Below are 19,656 nucleotides of genomic sequence, written 5' to 3'. Positions count from 1 at the left end.
CACCGCGTGGAACCGCAGTACAACCCCTCCTTCGGGGGTGGCCCGCAGTATGGTCCTCCTCCCGGACAGTATCCGCCTGGCCAGCCGCACCGGGGAGTGCCCCCGCCCGGCTACCAGGTTCCCCCGCCGATGCCCCCTCCTGGACCTGCGGGTTATACGCCGCCGCGCCGCAGCAGCACCGGTCTGATCCTCGGCCTGTTCTCAGCCAGCCTGGCGCTGGTTGTGGTTGTGGTGACGCTCGTCCTCGTCACAAGTTCGCCCGCCACACGGATCAGCGACCTTGACGCGGTGCACGAAGTCATTGAAGAGCGCTACGAGCGCCACCCGTTCCTGGGGGTCGGCGGTTTCGAGGGCAAGCACACGATCTATGTCGGGCTGAGCCTCTCCTACGTTTCCGGCGTCGGTGAACTCCGGCAGGTCTCCGAGGATCTCGTCGGGACTGTCTGGGAGCACGTGCCCGGCTCTTATGAGCAGGTGGTCACCGCACTGCTCTCTTGGAGCGAGGACTCGCTGTTCGTGGAGCAGTGGGACACGGCGGCCCTGCGAGAGCAGTTCGGTCCGCGTCCGAGCGGACTGGCCGTGGAAGAGGTTGACGGCCGGGATCCCACACTGATCCGGCCTGGAGACTGCTCTGCTGAGCAGGGCTACTGCAATTCTTTGCCTGAGGCGCTGCTGACCGAGAACAGTCGGGCGCTGACGGAGTACACCTGCGGCCTGTTCGAGGAGGGGAGCGCGTTCCCCACCGAACCCTTCCAGATCCGCAACGACAAGAACCCGTACGGCGCGAAGTCGTCGGTCACCTACCTGCTTTCTCCGCTGACTGACTCGCGGCCGGACCTCCTCCATGTCGCGCTGTTGGGGAAGCGCGACGCGTTCCTCGAGGTGACGTGCGTCATCGACGGTGTGGAGGAGAACGAATTGTTCAGCCGCGCAGAGTACGAGAAGGCGTTGGAACTGGTGGAGTAGGCCCCTTCCCCGTGCCACGGGAGGCGGGGGTGAAGACAACGCACGGCTCCCCTGGTGCAGGGGAGCCGTTGCGGTCTTCGCGGCGCGGGAGTGAACGGCGACTCCGGTGGAGGCGTCACGGCCGGGTGCGGTCCCCTGCCGTGGCTGCCGCGGACCGGAGGGTCACTCCCATTCGATCGTGCCGGGCGGCTTGCTGGTGATGTCGAGGGTGACCCGGTTGATGTCGGGGACCTCGTTGGTGATGCGGTTGGAGATCGTGGCGAGGACGTCGTAGGGGACCCGGGCCCAGTCGGCAGTCATGGCGTCTTCGCTGGTGACCGGGCGCAGCACGATCGGGTGGCCGTAGGTCCGGCCGTCGCCTTGCACCCCCACGGAGCGCACGTCTGCCAGCAGCACCACCGGGCACTGCCAGATGGCGCGGTCCAGTCCGGCTCGGGTCAGCTCTTCGCGGACAATGGCGTCGGCTGCCCGCAGGATCTCCAGCCGCTCCGCGGTGACCTCGCCCACGATGCGGATGGCCAGGCCCGGGCCGGGGAAGGGGTGCCGCCACACCATTTCTGCGGGGAGGCCGAGTTCTTCGCCGACTCTGCGGACTTCGTCCTTGAACAGCTCCCGGAGCGGTTCGACCAGGGTGAACTGCAGGTCGTCGGGGAGTCCGCCGACGTTGTGGTGCGATTTGATGTTGGCGGTCCCGTTGCCGCCCCCGGACTCCACCACGTCCGGGTAGAGCGTGCCTTGGACGAGGAATTCGACGGCTTCGTCGCCTTCCCCGGCTTCAGCGACGATCTCGCGGGCTGCCTGTTCGAAGACGCGGATGAACTCGCGTCCGATGATCTTGCGTTTGGTTTCCGGGTCGGTGACCCCGGCCAGAGCGGTGAGGAACCGCTCTTGGGCGTCGACGACTTTGAGGCTGGCTCCCGTAGCGGCGACGAAGTCTTTTTCGACCTGCTCCGCTTCCCCTTGGCGCAACAGCCCGTGGTCAACGAAGACACAGGTCAGACGGTCGCCGATAGCGCGCTGCACGAGGGCGGCCGCTACCGCGGAGTCCACTCCGCCGCTCAGCCCGCAGATCGCCCGCTTGCTGCCGATCTGGGCGCGGATGCGCGCCACCTGGTCTTCGACGATGTTGACCATCGTCCAGGTGGGGCGGCAGCCCGCGGCCTCGTAGAGGAAGTGCTGCAGCACGGCCCGGCCGTGCTCGGTGTGGACCACTTCGGGGTGGAACTGGACCCCGTAGAGGGCCCGGTCGCGGTGCTCCATCGCGGCCACCGGGGCGTCCGCGGTCTGCCCGGTGACGGTGAACCCGTCGGGGACCTGGGACACGGCGTCGCCGTGCGACATCCACACGGTCTGCTGCTGAGGCAGGCTGTGGAACAGCAGGCTGTCGGTGGCGACGTTGATCGTGGTACGCCCGTATTCGGAGCGTCCCGTCCGTTCGACGGTGCCGCCGAGGGTCTGCGCCATGACCTGGAAGCCGTAGCAGATCCCCAAGATGGGCACCCCGGTGTCGAACAGGCCGGGGGGAGCTTGCGGGGCTCCGTCGGCGTACACCGAGGAGGGGCCACCCGACAGGATGATGGCCTTGGGTTTTTTGGCGAGCATCTCCTCGACCGGCATGGTCGGAGGCACGATCTCGCTGTAGACGTGGCATTCGCGTACCCGACGCGCGATCAACTGCGCGTATTGCGCGCCGAAGTCCACGACGAGAACGGTGTCGAACGTGCTCTCGGGAGCACCGGCAACGGACACGTAACGGCCTTCCAGCGGAGATACGGAGACAGAACCACCGCCAGTGTAGTGCGCTGCCGGGTGGTAGAGCGGCGGGAGCGGCAGCAGGGCACGGGTTCTGCTGCCGGATCTCCGCTCTACCACGGCGTCGCAGGGGCACAGAGTGTGCGGAAGCTCACCTCAGCGGATGCGTAGGGCGCGCATGAGCCGGATGCCGGTGGTCATCACTCGCGACAGGGTTTCTGCGGACATCCCCGGGGGGCCGCTGAGGCCGACGACGTGCTGGCTGGACACGGTCTGCGCTTCGGTGTAGCGCAGGATGCCCTCCACTCCGTGGCGTCGTCCCAGGCCGGAGCGTTTCATCCCGCCCATGGGGGCGCCGTAGCTGGCGAACGCGGCGCCATAGCCTTCGTTGATGTTGACTGTCCCGGCTTTCAGCCGTTCCGCGATGCGGCGTCCCCGGGCCACGTCCCGAGTCCACACGCTGGCGTTGAGCCCGTAGGGGGTGTGGTTGGCGCGTTCGATCGCTTCGTCTTCGGTGGTGAACCGGTAGAGGGAGACGACCGGTCCGAAAGTCTCTTCGGCGCACAAGGTCATGGACTCGTCGACGCCGGTGAGCACGGTGGGCTCGTAGAACAGCGGTCCCACGTCGGGGCGGGGGCGGCCTCCGGCCAGGACGGTGGCTCCTTTGCTGCGGGCGTCCTCGACGTGGGCGACGACCCGGTCGAATTGGCGTTGGGACGTGAGAGAGCCCAGGTCCGCGGAGTAGTCGAGGTCCGCTCCGAGCCGCAGGTTCTTCGTCTCTGCCACGAATTTCTCGACGAACGCGTCGTAGATGGAGTCGTGGACGTAGAGCCGTTCCATGGAGATGCACAGTTGGCCGGAGTTGCTGAAGCAGGCGGCTACGGCGCCGTGCACGGTCCGGTCCAGGTCGGCGTCTGCGCACACGATCATCGGGTTCTTGCCGCCGAGTTCCGCGGAGCAGCCGATGAGCCGGGAGGCGGCACGCTGGGCGATGCGGGCTCCGGTCGCTGAGGAGCCGGTGAAGGCGACGTAGTCGGCCTCGTCGACCAGCGGGTCACCGATCTCCGCGGGTTCGCCGAGGACGACGAGCCACAGGTCGCGGGGGAGTCCTGCTTCGACGAGCAGGTCGATGGCCCACAGCGCGCTCAGCGCGGTCTGGGTGTCGGGTTTGGCGACGACGGCGTTGCCTGCCAGCAGGGCGGGGACAGCGTCTGCGACGGGCAGGGTGAGCGGGTAGTTCCACGGGGTGATGACGCTGACGACCCCTTTGGGCTGGTAGTTCACCCTGGTCCGGGTGGCGAGGGGGATGGCGCCGGGCGCGCGGCGGCGGCGGAGGAGTCGGGGGGCATGGCGTGCGTAGTGGAGGGTGCCGAGGGCCGCGTCGCAGACTTCTTCGAAAGCGTTCTTGCGGGCTTTCCCGGTCTCCCATTGCAGGATGTCCAGGATTTCGGTTTGCCGGTCGAGCAGCAGGTCGGAGAAGCGGAGGAAGGGGGCGATGCGCTGGCGGGGCGAGCGCTGCGCCCATTCGCGCTGGGCGGCGCGGGCGCGGCGGAACGCTTCGGTGACGTCGCTGGCCGAGGACTGGGGCAGGGTGGCGAGGGGTTCCCCGGTGAAGGGTGCCGTGGTGACGACGGTACGGCCGGTACTGCTGACCACGTGGCGGGTCAGCCGCTGGACTAGAGCGTCGTCCAAGGGGAGGGAACGCGTTGCTGTGGGGTGCGTCACAGTCTCCATACCAGCAGCTTAGGCGAGCCGCCCTCCACTCGCTACCGGCAAGTAATGAAACAGGGCTGCGCATGTGCCCGCACCCCGGACCGGCACGCTCCCGGGGACGGTCGTCCGGCAGGACTCAGCCGGCGAACCCGTTCGGGTTCATGGTCTGCCAGCGCCACAGGTGGGCGCAGGCCTCGTCCAAGGTGTACGCCGTCTTCCACCCCAAGTCCCGGTTGGCGGCGGACGGGTCGGCGTAGCAGACCGCGATATCCCCCGGGCGGCGGGCCACCACCTCGTAGGGGATCGTCTTGCCGCAGGCCCGCTCGAACGCCGCGATCGCCTCCAGCACGGAGACCCCGTGGCCGCTGCCGAGGTTGTAGGTGCGCATCCCGTAGGCGTCCCCGAGCCGCTCCAGCGCAGCGACGTGCCCGCGGGCGAGGTCCATCACGTGCAGGTAGTCGCGCACTCCCGTGCCGTCGGGAGTGGCGTAATCGTCCCCGTAGACCAGGACCCGCTCCCGGCGTCCAGCCGCCACTTGGGCGATGTAGGGGAAGAGGTTGTTGGGCACCCCTTCGGGGTCCTCTCCGATCAGCCCGCTGGGGTGCGCCCCCACCGGGTTGAAGTAGCGCAGCGTGATAATCCGCCAATCCGGTGCCGAAGCGACCAGGTCGGAGAGGATCCGCTCCGCGAACAGCTTGGTCGCCCCGTAAGGGTTGGTGGCGCGCAGCGGAGCATCCTCAGGAATCGGCACCCGGTCGGGGTCGCCGTAGACGGTCGCTGAAGAGCTGAACACTAAAGAGCGCACGCCGTGGGCGTCCATGGCTTCGCACACCGTCAACAGTGCGTCGAGGTTGTTGCGGTAGTACAGCAGCGGAAGCTCCACGGACTCGCCCACCGCTTTCAACCCGGCACAGTGGACCGCCGCATCGATCCGGTGCTCGGTGAAGACCCGGTCCATCAGCTCCCGGTCGGCGCAGTCGCCGACGTAAAAGTGGACGGAACGGCCGGTAATGCGCTCTACCCGGCGCACCGCTTCCGCGTGGCTGTTGCGCAAATTGTCGACCACGACCACGTCGTGGCCGTTCTCCAACAGCTCGACAGCGACATGCGTTCCGATGTACCCGGCTCCGCCGGTGAGCAGTACGTTCATGGTGATATCCGGATTGACGTGGCACGATGCAGCAACCCTGCTGCGCCACCAGCATAGACGTGCAGGTCGTCTGGCCGGAGCATGCCGCCCCGGCGCCGAGTGATCCGCCGCGCCCTGCGAGCAGCGCCCGGGCTCCTCATGCGCGGCCGTCCGCGACCGTCCACCGGGGGGTGGAGAGCGGACGTGTCGGCGGAAACCAGACGCGTTCCGCTGGCACGCTGACGATCTCCCGTTCGGGGTAGCGCAGCGCGGTCAACCGTCCGCCGAACACGCACCCCGTGTCCACGCACAGAGTGTTGTTGCGCCACTCCACGTCGGCAGCGGGCACGTGTCCGTACACCACGGTCGCCTGTCCCCGGTAGTTCCGGGCCCACGGAAGCCGCACAGGCAGCCCGTACTCGTCGACTTCCCCGGTGGTCTCGCCGTACAACGCGAAAGCACGGACCCGTTTGGAGTCCCGTCCGTGGTATTTCTCCGGCAGCCCGGCATGGGCGACCACCAGTTTTCCGCCGTCGAGAATGTAGTGGCTGACCAGGTCTGCGCAGAAGGCGCGGACCCGGGCCTGGAACGCTTCCGGCTCCGCGGCAAGCTGCTGCAGGGTTTCCCGCAGACCGTGCGAGACCTGCACGCGCCGTCCCTGCAGCGCCCTCCGCAACCGGTCCTCATGGTTGCCCGCCACGCACAGGGCGTCGCCGTCGGCGACCATTCCCATGACCAGGCGGAGCACGCCAGGCGAGTCCGGTCCCCGGTCCACCAGGTCTCCCACGAACACCGCGGTGCGTTCGACGTGGTGGGCGCCGACAGCGCGCCCGTGCTCGTCGCGCACCAACTGGTAGCCGAGCTGGTGCAGCAGCGCCTCCAGTTCGAGCCGGCAGCCGTGGACGTCGCCGATGATGTCGAAGGGGCCGCGCAGCTCGGAGCGGTAACCGGGAAAAGGCACCAGTCGCACCGTGACGGTGTCGACCGTTGCGGGATCGCGGAGCACGTAGACCGCTCTGAACCCTTCCTGGCCCAGGCGGTCCAGGGCGTGCTGCAGGTCGGTGAGCTGCCGGTCGATGGCCTTGGCGCTGAGGGCGCGGTCCGACCGTTCGCGGGCGCGCTGCCGGATCACGTCCACGGGAGGGACGAGGGCGATCGCGACACTCGGCAGATTGTGCCGCCGCGCGATCCGCCGCAGCGCAACCCGGGCGTGCGTGTGGAGGTTGGTGGCGTCGACGACGGTGAGCAGGCCGCGCTGCAGCCTCCGGTCCACCACGGCGTGGAGGATGGTGAACGCGTCGTCGGTGGCGGACTGGTCGTTTTCGTCGTCGCTGACGACCGCCCGGTAGTGGTCCGAGCTGACCACCTGGGTGGGGCGGAAATGCCGGGCGGCGAACGTGGACTTCCCCGCCCCGGAAACCCCGATGAGCAGCACCAGGCTCGCCGCGGGAATCTCGAGGACGCGGGGGGTGTCTGTCGTCTTCCCTTGATCAGCGTTCACTTGCGTGGTCAGACCCGTACGGTGGTGGCTTGCGGCACGATATCCGGGGCACCGTGCTGGACCGCGTCGGCTTCCTGGTCGCTGTCTTGCTCCTGGGCGGCCCGTTCCGCTTCGATCCGGGCACGGTAGTACTCCACTTCTCGGGCGATTTGGGCATCGTCCCAGCCGAGCGGGCCGGCCATGAGCTGTGCCGCCTCCTCAGCCGCGGCAAGGCCGCGGTCCCACGTCTCAATGGCGATGTGGGTGCGGCGGCTGAGCACGTCGTCGAGGTGGCGGGCCCCTTCGTAGCGGACCGCGTAGACCACTTCGGCACGCAGGTAGTCGTCGGCGCCGGTCAACGGCTGCTTCAAATCCGGCTGTTCGGCGATCAGTCCCAGCACTTCGTGGATGAGGGAACCGTAGCGGCGCAGAAGGTGCTGGATCCGGGACACGTGCAGGCCGGTGCGGCGGGCGAGGATGCGACGCTGGTTCCACAGCGCGAAATAGCCGTCGGCGCCCACCAGGGGAAGCCGGTCGGTCACCGACGGGGGCACTCCCCCGCCCAGCCCGTGGGCGACCGCGTCCACCGCGTCCTTGGCCATGACCCGGTAGGTGGTGTACTTTCCGCCCGCGATGAGGACTAGGCCGGGCACCGGGTGCGCCACGGTGTGCTCCCGGGACAACCGGGAGGTCTCCTCGGACTCCCCCGCGAGCAGCGGCCGCAGCCCCGCATACACCCCCTCCACGTCGTCTCTGGTCAACGGGGTTTTCAGGACTGCGTTGACGCGGTTGAGCACGTAGTCGATGTCGGTTCGGCTGGCCGCGGGGTGCGCCTTGTCCAGGTCCCATGCGGTGTCGGTGGTGCCGAGGATCCAGTGCCGTCCCCACGGGATGACGAACAGCACGCTCTTCTCGGTGCGCAGGATCAGCCCGGAGGATGCGTGGATCCGGTCCCGAGGCACCACCAGGTGAACGCCTTTGGAGGCGCGCACGTGGATCTGGCCGCGCCCGCCCACCATCTCCTGGATCTCGTCGGTCCACACCCCGGCCGCGTTGACCACCTGTTTCGCGCGGACCGCGAACTCTCGGCCGGTTTCCAGGTCGACGACGCGGGCCCCGGTGACATGCTCCCCTTCCCGCAGGAACCCGACGGCCTGGGTACGCGAGGCGATGTGCGCGCCGTAGGTGGCGGCGGTGCGGAGCACCATCACCACGTAGCGGGAGTCGTCCACCTGTGCGTCCCAGTACTGCACGGCGCCGACGAGGGCGTCGCGGCGCAGCGCGGGGAAGATCCGCAGGGCGGCACGGCGGCTGAGGTGGCGGTGGCCGGGCAGGCCGCGGGTGCGGGTGCCGGACAGGGCCAGCGCGTCGTAGAGGGCCACCCCCGCCCCGATGTAGGGGCGTTCCCAGTGGGAGCGGAGCGGGAACAGGAACGGCACCGGGCGCACCAGGTGCGGGGCGATCCGGCTGAGGAGCAGGCCGCGTTCGGTGAGCGCCTCGCGGACGAGAGGGAAGTCCAAGTGCTCCAGGTAGCGCAGGCCCCCGTGGATGAGCTTGCTGGACCTGCTGGAGGTTCCTGAAGCGAAGTCGCGGGCCTCCACGAGCCCGACGGAGAGGCCGCGCGCCACCGCGTCCAGAGCGACACCCGCTCCGACGATCCCTCCTCCGACCACCAGCACGTCGAGTTCGGTGTCGGCCATGGCCCTGAGGGCGGCGTCCCGTTCCTGTGGTCCCAACCGTGCTGCCGTCATCTGGTGCGCGGGGTCCCCTCCTCCTTTCCGGGCGCCGGGCGGAGGCAGAGGACGCCGCTTCCCTCCTCTCGCGGGAAGCCGCGTGCGGTGCGGCATGGGAGCGAGCGATGTGGTGAACGACGTTCTGTTCTGCTGGCTTCAGGCTATATCTGACGGTTCACCACAATCTGTACCCACTGTGGAGACGGTCAGTTAAAGCGCGTTGACATAGTCGGCGGCGATGGAGAGAACCTTCCGCCCGTACTCTTCGGACCGGTTGTACGACAAGATCGCTTCCCACCAGTCCTGGCTGGTGGTCAGCACCCGGCCGTCCGCGCACAGGTAGCGGGCGGCGCTCAGCGCGGCGTCGTCGATGTCGTGGGGGTTGGGTGTGCTGTTGTCCGCGGAAGCGCCCCAGATCTCCCACGTGCTGGGGATGAACTGCATGGGGCCGACAGCCCGGTCCCACACCGGGTCGCCGTCGAGCTGTCCGCCGTCGGTATCAGGGATCGCGGCGGTGCCGCGGCTCCCGTCGAGGGGAATGCCGATGACCGGGACAGTGGTGGTCCCGTCGGGGGCGAGCTCCCCGCCCGCGTAGGTGCCGTGGCGGGATTCCACTTCGCCGATCGCCGCCAGAGTCGGCCAGGACACTTGGCACTCCGGCTGCTCCGCGAGGAGCTGCAGTTGTGCAGCCGCGTACGCCTGCAGGGCGCGGCGCGGGATTCCGGTGGCAGCCGAGACCCGGTCGAGCCATGCGGGGTCGATTTCGGGGAGGGCCGCGTGCTGGTCGGACGGCAGCGGGCGGGAGCCCGGGACTCCTTCCGCCTCCGCGGTGCTGGCGTTGGTCTCGGTGAGCGTCTCCACGCGTCCCCCGAGTTCGTGGGGGCCGGGGGGCAGCAGCTGCGGTGCGGAGGATTCAGCGGTGAACGCCACGATGCCGAGAATGCCGCCGGTTACCCCCACCACCGCGGCGATCGCGGCTCCCGCCACGCCCAAGGCACGCCACCCGCCCGACATTCCGGGTTTGGGCGCCGGGGAGGCGGGGGGTGTGTCGGTTCGGACTTTGGAGAGCGTCTCGGCCACCACAACCCCACTCTCTGCCAGACACATGCACGAGCCCGGGGAAGAAGCGTCGGCCTTCCCCTGACGGACAGCAGACGTAACAGGACAGTCACCCTAGTTCGTCGCGTTCCGTCTGTTAAGGGGGGTTCGGAATCAAATGACGCCCCCGGGACTCAACTCGGGGGCGTCGCAGCAGAGGGGGTGCGGTTGTCGTTACGAGGTGAACTGCGCGGTTAGTTCGGCGCCACGACGACCTCGACCCGCTGGAATTCCTTCACATCGGTGTACCCGGCGGTAGCCATGGTGCGGCGGAGCGCGCCCATGAGGTTCATGGAGCCGTCGCTGGTGGAAGCCGGGCCGCGCACGATCTCCTCCAAGGTGCCGATCGTGCCGACCTTGAGCCGCTGGCCCCGCGGCAACTGGTGGTGGTGTGCTTCGCTGCCCCAGTGGTAGCCGCCGCCGGGGGCTTCGACGGCGCGGGCCAGCGGGGAGCCGACCATGACCGCGTCGGCGCCGCAGGCCAACGCTTTAGCGATGTCGCCGCTGCGGGTCATCCCGCCGTCCGCGATGACGTGGACGTAGCGGCCCCCGGACTCGTCGAGGTAGTCCCGCCGGGCCGCGGCGACGTCGCCGATCGCGGTCGCCATGGGCACGGCCACCCCCAGCACGCTGCGGGTGGTGTGCCCCGACCCGCCGCCGAAACCGACGAGCACCCCCGCAGCACCGGTGCGCATGAGGTGCAGGGCGGCGGTGTAGGTGGCGCATCCCCCGACCACGACGGGAACGTCGAGGTCGTAGATGAACTGCTTGAGGTTGAGGGGCTCCGTGCGGCCGGAGACGTGTTCGGCGGAGACCGTGGTGCCGCGGATGACGAAAATGTCCACCCCGGCCTCGATCACGGCCTTGTGGTACTGGGCCGTGCGCTGGGGGGAGAGGCGGGCCGCGGTGACTACCCCGGCGCGGCGGATCTCTTCGATCCGGCGGCCGATCAGTTCTTCTTTGATCGGTTCGGCGTAGATCTCCTGCAGTCTCCGGGTGGCTGTGGCGTCGTCGAGTTCCCGGATCTCCGCAAGCAGCGGCTCGGGGTCCTCGTAGCGGGTCCACAGCCCTTCTAGGTCAAGCACCGCCAGGCCGCCCAGCTCGCCGATGGCTATCGCGGTCTTCGGTGAGACCACGCTGTCCATTGGGCTCACCATCAGCGGCGTGTCGAACCGGTAGGCGTCGATCTGCCACGAGAGGGAGACCTCTTCGGGGTCGCGGGTGCGCCGCGCGGGCACAATCCCGATCTCGTCGAGCTCGTACGCCCGCCGTCCGGCCTTGCCCAGCCCGATCTCAACCTGAGCCAACGCTGTGCTCTCCTCTGTAGTCTGTGAAGCCGTCTCGCTCGGCAGGGTCTTCGGTCAGGACCGCCGAGTGCCGACGGAATCGACCGGAGGTGACCACCGGCGCGAGTCTACCGCCGCGGTATGCGCCCGCCCGGGCGGCGCGGGGTGGAAGGCGGATCAGTTGCGCGCCTGGTAGTTGGGGGCCTCGACCACCATCTGGACGTCGTGCGGGTGGCTTTCTTTCAGCCCGGCAGAGGTGATCTGCATCAACTGGCCGCGCTCACGCAGTTCGTCCAGGGTGCGCACCCCCGCATACCACATGGACTGGCGCAGCCCGCCGATGAGCTGGTGCGCCACCGCGGACAGCGGGCCCCGGTAGGGGACGCGGCCCTCGATGCCTTCGGGGATGAGCTGGTCGTCCGTGACCACCCCGGCCTGGGAGTAGCGGTCCTTGGAGTAGGAGCGGCCCCGCATGGCGCCGAGCGAACCCATGCCGCGGTAGGACTTGTACTGCTTGCCGTTGATGAAGAGGAGCTCGCCAGGGCTCTCCTCCACCCCGGCCAGCAGGCTTCCGATCATCACCGTGCTGGCGCCGGCGGCCACGGCCTTGGCGATGTCCCCCGAGTACTGGAGTCCGCCGTCGGCGATCAGCGGCACGTCGGCGGGGCCGGCGGCTTTCGCGGCTTCCAGGATGGCGGTGATCTGGGGGGCGCCCACGCCCGCGATCACCCGGGTGGTGCAGATGGAGCCTGGGCCCACCCCCACCTTGACCGCGTCCGCGCCGGCGTCGATGAGCGCCTGGGCGGCCGCGCGGGTCGCGATGTTCCCGCCGACGACATCCACCCGGGTGTTGGCTTTGAGCTTGGCGACCATTTCCAGCACCCCGGCGGAGTGGCCGTGCGCGGTGTCCACGACGAGGAAGTCGACCCCGGCGTCCACGAGCGCTTTGGCGCGCTCCTCCGCCTCGGGTCCGACACCGACCGCGGCACCCACGACGAGTCGGCCCTCAGCGTCCTTGGTGGCGTTCGGGTACTGCTCGCTCTTCGTGAAGTCTTTGACGGTGATGAGGCCGCGCAGCCGACCCTCGTCGTCCACGAGCGGAAGCTTTTCGACCTTGTTGGCGCGCAGCAGTCTGAACGCTTCCTCGCGGGACACGCCGACCGGGGCGGTGACCAGCGGCATGGGGGTCATGACTTCGCGGACCGGACGGGAGCGGTCCTCTTCGAAACGCATGTCCCGGTTGGTGACGATCCCGACGAGGCGCCCGTCGTCGTCGACCACGGGGGCACCGGAGATCCGGTAGTGGGCGCTGAGCCGTTCCACGTCGGCGAGCGTGTCGTCGGGGTGGCAGGTCACCGGGTGGGTGATCATCCCCGCTTCGGAGCGTTTGACCAGGTCGACCTGGGCGGCCTGGTCCTCGATCGAGAGGTTGCGGTGCAGGACTCCGGCCCCGCCTTGCCGAGCGATCGCCACGGCCATCCGCGCCTCGGTCACGGTGTCCATTGCCGCGGAGACCAGCGGGATGCTCAGGGTGATATTGCGGGTGAGACGGGTGGTCGTGTTCGCCTCGCCAGGCTGGAGATCCGAGTACGCGGGTACCAGCAGGACATCGTCATAGGTGAGCCCGGGAGGGAGCACTTTCTGGAACTCCTCCTGGTCTCCTGTTGGTTTGAGCGACATGACACCTTCCAACCCAAGCGGCAGCTTCCCTTGCCTCATCCTAGGGCTCATGAACCACTCGCTGTGGCCGGTGGACGGCGTCAGGACTCTCACAAACCGCAGGGAGAAAACTCAGCGCAGTCGGTGCGCGGCACGGCGCAGCCGGGCCAGTGCGCGGTGCTGGGCGACCCGGACCGCGCCGGGAGACATGCCGAGGGCGTGCCCGGTCTCGTCCGCGGACAGGCCCGCGATCACGCGCAGGGACAGGAGGCGGCGCTGCTGTTCGGGGAGTGTGCTGAGGAGTTCTCGGGCCTGTTCTGCTTCGACGATGCGGACCGCGGACTCTTCCGGTCCGGGTGATTCGTCGGGGTGGTCGGGCACCGAGTCGGTGGGAACGTCGGCGCGGGTGCGGCCGCGCAGGGCATCAGCGACCTTGTGGGCGGCGATGCCGAAAACAAAAGAAGCGAAAGGGCGCCCCATGTCCCGGTAGCGCGGCAGCGCGGACAGCAGGGCGAGGCACACCTCTTGGGCCACGTCGTCGAAGTCGTGGGTGGAACCGGGGACGCGGGACAGCCGGGCACGGCAGTAGCGCACCACCATGGGATGGACTTCGCGGATCAGCGAGTCCACCGCGCCGTCGTCCCCTTGGGCCGCCAGCGAGGTGAGGTGGTTGAGCTCTGCGTCGTCTGCCCGCGGGCGGGTGGCCTGCCGGTGAGATGGTGGCGTGCCTTCCGCGACGCGTAGATCCCTCACATATCGAATGATGCCCACTGGCGGAGACTCACTCGCCACGATTCGAGACAACAGAATGGTTACATTTGGGACTATTCTCGCGGGACACCACGCGTGTCCCGGGGGTAGACCCGGGACACGCGTGGTAAAGGCCCGCTGCTTCCCGTGACGGGAGAGGCCTCGGATCAGTGGCTGTGGCCGTGGCCGCCCTCGGCGTTCTCTTCCTCCTCGGGCTTCTCCACGACCAGCGCCTCGGTGGTCAGCAGCATGCCGGCGATGGACGCGGCGTTCTGCACCGCAGACCGGGTGACCTTCACCGGGTCGATGATGCCCTGCGCCACCAGGTCGCCGTACTCCCCGGTCGCCGCGTTGTATCCGTGGCCGGGCTCCAGTTCCGCGATCCGGGAGACGACCACGTTGCCTTCGGCGCCCGCGTTGTTGGCGATCCAGCGGGCCGGCGCCACCAGCGCACGGCGCACGATCGCCACACCGGTGGCCTCGTCACCGGTCCGGCCCAGGTCGCCTTCCAGGGTCTTCGCGGCGTGCACCAGGGCGGAGCCGCCGCCGGCGATGATGCCTTCCTCCACGGCCGCGCGGGTCGCGGAGATGGCGTCCTCGAGACGGTGCTTGCGCTCCTTGAGCTCGACCTCGGTCGCGGCGCCCACCCGCAGCACGCAGACACCGCCCGCGAGCTTGGCCAGCCGCTCCTGGAGCTTCTCGCGGTCCCAGTCAGAGTCGGTGGCCTCGATCTCCTTGCGGATCTGGTTGATGCGGTCGTTGACCTCGGACTGGTCTCCGGCACCGTCCACGATGGTGGTGGTGTCCTTGGTGACGGTGATGCGGCGGGCCTTGCCGAGCACGTCGAGCTCAGCGTTCTCCAGGGTCAGGCCGACCTCTTCAGCGATGACCTGGCCGCCGGTGAGGATCGCGATGTCCTGGAGCATGGCCTTGCGGCGCTCACCGAAGCCGGGGGCCTTGACCGCGGCCACGGACAGCGTGCCGCGCATCTTGTTGAGCACGAGCGCGCCCAGCGCGTCGCCCTCCACGTCCTCGGCGATGATGAGCAGCGGCTTCTTGGTCTGGACGATCTTCTCCAGCAGCGGCAGCAGCTCGGCGAGGTTGCTGATCTTGCCCTGGTGGATCAGGATCAGCGCGTCCTCGAGCACCGCCTCCTGGCGGTCCGGGTCGGTGACGAAGTAGGGCGAAATGTAGCCCTTGTCGAACTGCAGACCCTCCGTGAACTCCAGGTCCATACCGAAGGTCTGCGACTCTTCGACGGTGATGACCCCGTCCTTGCCGACCTTGTCGAAGGCCTCGGCGATCAGCTCACCGATCTGCTTGTCCTGCGCGGAGTTGGTGGCCACGTAGGCGATGTCGCCGCGCTCGTCGATCTCGCGGGCCCGCGACAGCAGAGTCTCGGAGACCGCCTGGGCGGCGGCGTCGATGCCCCGCTTCAGCAGGATGGGCGAGGCACCCGCGGCAACACTGCGCAGCCCTTCGTTGACGAGCGCCTGGGCGAGCACCGTCGCGGTGGTCGTACCGTCACCGGCCGCGTCGTTGGTCTTGGTGGCGACTTCCTTGACGAGCTGGGCGCCCAGGTTCTCGTAGGGGTCCTCCAGCTCCACCTCGCGGGCGACGGTGACACCGTCGTTGGTGATGGTCGGGGCACCCCACTTCTTGTCGATGACGACGTTGCGGCCCTTCGGGCCGAGCGTCACCTTGACGGCGTCAGCGAGGCGGTTCACACCGCGTTCCAGAGCGCGCCGCGCAGACTCGTCGAACTCCAGGATTTTGGGCATTGGACTTCCTCGGATAGTGCTGAGATCGACTGCGGTGCACCGGCCGCGCCGGCTCAGGCACAGCGCGGCCACACGGAAAGCGCGCGGGCGGGTGGTCCCGCCCGCGCGCAGTCACACCTTGCTCGGAAGGATGTTCCGTGGCTTACTTCTCAACGACCGCGAGCAGGTCGCGAGCGGAGAGCACCAGGTACTCCTCACCGTCGTACTTGACCTCGGTGCCGCCGTACTTGCTGTAGAGGACGATGTCGCCCTCCTTGACATCCAGCGGGATGCGCTTGCTGCCCTCGTCGTCCCAACGGCCCGGGCCCACAGCGAGGACCTTGCCTTCCTGGGGCTTCTCCTTGGCGGTGTCCGGGATGACCAGGCCGGACGCGGTGGTCTGCTCGGCCTCCAGAGGCTGGACGACGACGCGGTCCTCGAGCGGCTTCAGCACAATCTTGGTGGCGGTCGACACGGTGTGACCTCCCCCTTCAGAATTTCTGAACGATGAATGGCATGCAGACAAAAGGGACGACCACGGCGGCCTGCCGTCGCGGGTGCCAGACCAACCTCGTCGCGATTAGCACTCTACCCTTGAGAGTGCCAATACGAAACAGTAGTGGCGCCCATCGGGGTCGTCAAACAACAGGTCACAGGGGAACACGAACGTGACAAACAGGGAGCTGGCAGGCTTTCTCGCTTTACGCAGTCCGGTGGGGGAACGCCTGCTTGGTGAAGTGGCCCCGGGCGAGTCGGCAGCCGACCCGCTGCGGGCAGTGGACCGGCTGCGCCGCCACCCAGCCCTCGCCGAGCTCCCTGAGGAAGAGGCCGCGGCACTCGTCCACGCGCTCCTCACCCAAGTCCGGTTGCGCAGTCGCGCCAAAGCGAAGTTCGGCCCGCTCGCCGACCAGATGTTCTTCACCCCTGCAGGCCTGGAACAGGCCACCCGGGCCCCGGTGGCGGCCTACCGGGCCCGCCGCATCGCCGACCGCGTCGCCAGCGCCACCGCCCCCGTCGCGGACCTGTGCTGCGGCATCGGCGCAGACCTGCTCGCGCTAGCCCGGGCCGGACTGTCCGTGGAAGGCGTCGACCAGGACCCGCTCACGGTCGCCGTCGCCGAAGCGAACATCGCGGCCGCGGGCCTGGCCGGGCGCGCCCAGGTGCGGCTCGGCGACGCCACCCAGGTCCGCTCTGCGGAGTACGCGGCTGTGTTCTGTGACCCCGCGCGGCGCAGCCACCGCGGCCGGGTCTTCGACCCGCGCGCCTACTCCCCCGCCTGGGACACGGTCGTGGCCCTGGCCCAGGCCGCCCCAGCCGGATGTGTCAAAGCCGCGCCGGGACTGCCGCACGAGTCGATCCCCGACGGCACCGCCGCCGAGTGGATCTCCGTGGACCGGGAGGTCAAAGAGACCACGCTGTGGTTCGGGGCACTCGCCGAGGGGGCCCCTTCCCGGCAGGCCACCCTGGTGCGTACCAAGCCCGGCTCCGGCGAAGTGGAGATCATCACGGTGGTCGACCACCGCCTGGGCACGCCTCCCCTCTCCCGGCCGCTGCGCTACCTGTACGAGCCGGACAACGCGGTGGTCCGGTCCCACCTGGTGGCCGAGGCCGCGGCAGCGGTCAACGGGTCGCTGCTCGACCCCGCGATCGCCTACCTCACCTCCGACTCCCTGGTCCGCACCCCGTTATGCCAGGTCTACGAGGTGCGCGAGGTGATGCCCTTCTCCTTGAAGCGGCTGCGGGCCGCGCTGCGAGAGCGGAACGTGGGCACGGTGACCATCAAGAAGCGCGGCTCCGCAGTCGACGTGGAACGGCTGCGCCGCGACTTGAAGCTGCGCGGGTCGGAGACGGCCGTGGTGGTGCTGACCCGGTTCGGCTCCCGGCCGTACTGCCTGTTGTGCGCCGAGGTTGCCGCAGGTGAGGACGGTGGGTCACCGTGAGCGCTCTTCTGCCGCGGTATCGCTGTACATAACGGTATGTATAGTTCTTTCGCCGTCTCATGAGACAACGGCTGGTCTGTCGTTAGACTGGCCGCGCTGAATGTTTCTCCCCTCAACTCGCGATTAGTCCGGCGGCTACTTTTACCCCCTTTTGGTGGGTTTCTTCTAGCAACCCATCACGACTCTGAGTAGGGACAAGACTCTGATCTGTCACGACGTGGATGTCCACGGCACCGTCGGACCTCGCGAGGACTCCCCGCCCTGAGCCACTGACGGGCGGGGAAGTGCCACATCTAAAGGAGCACCTCGGTGGAACAGACCAACCACAACTTCCTCAGCGGGGGAGGTCAGACCGGGATCTCTGATCGCATGCGGGAGCTGCTCTCCCGGGCCGCCCAAGAGCATCTCTCGGAGCAGAAAACACAGGATGCGATCACCGAGGAGATGCGCCAACGGCTGGAGGGCATGGAGTGGCTGCTGCGTGAGGTCCGGGAACGCGAGCTGGCCACTCTGACCGACGGCGTCACCACGGTCCAGGCCGGGGTCGAGTCGCTGTCCACCCGTCCTCCGGAGTGGGCGGAGACGCTCGCGGAACACATCGAGCAGGTGGGTGCCCGGGTTGAGCCGCTCGCGGAGATGGCCCCGCTGCGCTCGGACGTCACCGGGCTCGTCAGTGGCCTGGAGAGTGTGCTGGGCCGCCTGGCGGAACTCGCCGAGACCGCGTCCCGCACCGCAGAGCAGACAGCCGCGCTCACCGAGCGGTTGGACGGGCTGGCCAGCGCGATCGACCTGCGCCTGTCGCGGATCGACGAGGCCATCGAATCGCTGAGCACGCGTGCCGCGACCTTGGAGAACGCGGTGGAGACGGTCGGGGAGCGCGTGGAGCAGCGTCTCCTCGCCGCACTGGCCGAGCAGCGCGACGCGCTGCAGGAGGCCCGCACCGAACTCGGCCAGCGCATCACCGAAACCGCCGACGCCCTGCGCCAGGAGACGGCGGAGCAGACAGCCGCGCTCACCACCGCCCTGACCGAGCAGCGCGACGCGCTCACCACACGGCTCGACGAGCACCGCGACGCGCTCAGCGGCACCTTCTCGCAGAGCATGGAGTTCCTGACCACGCAGGCGGACGAGAACCACGCCGAGGCCACTGCTGCGATCGCCGACGTCAACAGCGCGGTGGCGGCGCTGAGCAGCACCACCGAAGAGCGGCTCGGCGAAATGCGGGAGCAGTTGCGCCGCAACCGGGTGGAACTGTCCGAACAGTCCGCGTCCCAGCACGCGGAACTGCGGGAACGCGACGAAGAGCTCCGCGAAGCGCTGCTGGCCCGGCTCGCGGAAACCGCGGACAGTCTGCGCGCCGCCTTCGACGAAGGGCGCTCCGCTGCGGCGACCGCGGCCGCTGAACTGGCGTCGGCGCTCGCCGAGGCCCGTTCCGACGCCAAGTCGGACTCTGCCGAACTCCTCGAGCAGCTCACTGCCCGGGTCGAGGAGCTGCGTGCCGCGGTGGCTGAAGAGCTCCGCACGCTCGACGCCGCGGCCCAGGAGCGGGGCGCCGCGCTCAGCGAACGGTTCGCGGAACACCACAACGCTGTCACGGAACGGCTCGACCAGCACGAGCGGGAGCTGGCGGAGCGGGTCGACACGCACCTGTCCACGATCACGACCCGGTTGGACAGCCAGCACGAGTCGCTGGCCGGCAAGTTCGAGAACAGCCTGGAGAACCTAGGCAGCCGCTTCGACACGTTCGAAGGCCGCTTCGACGGCAGTTTCGAAGGCATCGACGGCAAGATCGACGGGATCAACGGGCGGCTGGACGGCCTCGACGGCCGGGTCACCGGTGTGGAAGGCAAGTTCGAAGGGGTCCACGGCCACTTCGAAGGGGTTGACGGGCGGCTGGAGGCGATCGACGACCGGCTGGAGGCCGTCAACCAGCGTCTCGCTCAGCTTCCGGCTTCGCTCGAAGTCAGCGAGGTGCACCGTCGCCTGTCCGAGCTGGTGGAACGCCCGGTCATCGACCACAGCGACCGGCTCGACTCGCTGGACCGCAAGCTCGACGAGAACCTCAACCCGCTGCTGAACGAGCTGCGGGCCCGGCCGGACCGGCACGAGTTCGAAGAGACCCTCAGCGAGGTGGTGGAGACGTCGCACGACGACGTCACCAAGCGCCTGGCGGCTCTCGAAGAGACGATGCTCGCGCTCGCCGAAGCCCTGCTCCGCCCCGGCCGCGACGGCGGCAAGAAGCGGCGCAACAGCAGCGACTTCGACGACCTGGACGACGAGTAAGTCTCGTCCTCTCCCGGGGCCGGTCCGCGTGCGGGCCGGCCCCTGCCGCTGTCTGGGGGCCGCTGGGGCAGTAGAGCCCCCAGCGGCGGATCGGGATGCTCGCGGCC

At 68.8% G+C, this 19,656-nt stretch carries 14 protein-coding genes; 3 read left to right on the top strand and 11 right to left on the bottom strand.

What is annotated here, in order from left to right; translation table 11 throughout:
- The first annotated feature begins 6 nt into the window (after window positions 1-6).
- A complete protein-coding gene (locus tag CW348_RS01150; protein WP_227480925.1) occupies window positions 7-966 on the top strand; it encodes a hypothetical protein in 960 nt (319 codons plus the stop codon).
- 162 nt (window positions 967-1,128) lie between these two features.
- Here the strand turns inward: CW348_RS01150 and guaA are convergent, their stop codons facing one another.
- The 11 genes from guaA to groES form a co-directional block, all read right to left on the bottom strand.
- Window positions 1,129-2,715, bottom strand: a complete 1,587-nt coding sequence (guaA, locus tag CW348_RS01145) for a glutamine-hydrolyzing GMP synthase (RefSeq protein ID WP_011293012.1) — start codon at window positions 2,713-2,715, stop codon at window positions 1,129-1,131.
- Between the two features lie 159 nt (window positions 2,716-2,874).
- Window positions 2,875-4,452, bottom strand: coding sequence for a succinic semialdehyde dehydrogenase (locus CW348_RS01140; RefSeq protein WP_011293013.1), 1,578 nt, complete (start codon window positions 4,450-4,452; stop codon window positions 2,875-2,877).
- Between the two features lie 115 nt (window positions 4,453-4,567).
- Window positions 4,568-5,581 (bottom strand): UDP-glucose 4-epimerase GalE, encoded by a 1,014-nt coding sequence (gene galE, locus CW348_RS01135; RefSeq protein ID WP_011293014.1) that lies wholly within the window; start codon window positions 5,579-5,581, stop codon window positions 4,568-4,570.
- A 136-nt stretch (window positions 5,582-5,717) separates the two neighbouring features.
- On the bottom strand, window positions 5,718-7,061 hold the full coding sequence (locus tag CW348_RS01130) for an AAA family ATPase (protein ID WP_011293015.1): 1,344 nt from the start codon (window positions 7,059-7,061) through the stop codon (window positions 5,718-5,720).
- Window positions 7,062-7,069: 8 nt separating this feature from the next.
- On the bottom strand, window positions 7,070-8,791 hold the full coding sequence (locus CW348_RS01125) for a glycerol-3-phosphate dehydrogenase/oxidase (RefSeq protein ID WP_061783938.1): 1,722 nt from the start codon (window positions 8,789-8,791) through the stop codon (window positions 7,070-7,072).
- Window positions 8,792-8,983: 192 nt separating this feature from the next.
- Window positions 8,984-9,856: a lytic transglycosylase domain-containing protein gene (locus tag CW348_RS01120; RefSeq protein WP_016189222.1), complete on the bottom strand. Its 873-nt coding sequence runs from the start codon at window positions 9,854-9,856 to the stop codon at window positions 8,984-8,986.
- Window positions 9,857-10,065: 209 nt separating this feature from the next.
- On the bottom strand, window positions 10,066-11,178 hold the full coding sequence (locus CW348_RS01115; protein WP_011293018.1) for a GuaB3 family IMP dehydrogenase-related protein: 1,113 nt from the start codon (window positions 11,176-11,178) through the stop codon (window positions 10,066-10,068).
- A 156-nt stretch (window positions 11,179-11,334) separates the two neighbouring features.
- Complete coding sequence (gene guaB / locus CW348_RS01110) at window positions 11,335-12,837, bottom strand: IMP dehydrogenase (protein WP_011293019.1); 1,503 nt, start codon at window positions 12,835-12,837, stop codon at window positions 11,335-11,337.
- Between the two features lie 111 nt (window positions 12,838-12,948).
- Window positions 12,949-13,569, bottom strand: a complete 621-nt coding sequence (locus CW348_RS01105; protein ID WP_049755075.1) for a sigma-70 family RNA polymerase sigma factor — start codon at window positions 13,567-13,569, stop codon at window positions 12,949-12,951.
- A gap of 164 nt (window positions 13,570-13,733) precedes the next feature.
- A complete protein-coding gene (gene groL, locus CW348_RS01100; protein ID WP_011293021.1) occupies window positions 13,734-15,347 on the bottom strand; it encodes a chaperonin GroEL in 1,614 nt (537 codons plus the stop codon).
- A gap of 142 nt (window positions 15,348-15,489) precedes the next feature.
- A complete protein-coding gene (gene groES, locus CW348_RS01095; protein WP_011293022.1) occupies window positions 15,490-15,801 on the bottom strand; it encodes a co-chaperone GroES in 312 nt (103 codons plus the stop codon).
- A 193-nt stretch (window positions 15,802-15,994) separates the two neighbouring features.
- Here groES and CW348_RS01090 point away from each other — a divergent pair, with 193 nt between their 5' ends.
- Both CW348_RS01090 and CW348_RS01085 read left to right on the top strand, forming a co-directional pair.
- Window positions 15,995-17,266 (top strand): class I SAM-dependent methyltransferase, encoded by a 1,272-nt coding sequence (locus CW348_RS01090; RefSeq protein ID WP_011293023.1) that lies wholly within the window; start codon window positions 15,995-15,997, stop codon window positions 17,264-17,266.
- Between the two features lie 309 nt (window positions 17,267-17,575).
- Entirely contained in the window at window positions 17,576-19,549 is a 1,974-nt protein-coding gene (locus CW348_RS01085) for a hypothetical protein (protein WP_394355881.1), read from the top strand.
- Window positions 19,550-19,656 lie beyond the last annotated feature (107 nt).

Source organism: Thermobifida sp., from assembly GCF_017577275.1.
GTDB classification, from domain to species: domain Bacteria; phylum Actinomycetota; class Actinomycetes; order Streptosporangiales; family Streptosporangiaceae; genus Thermobifida; species Thermobifida fusca.
This window is presented reverse-complemented; position numbering and strand designations above follow the sequence as displayed.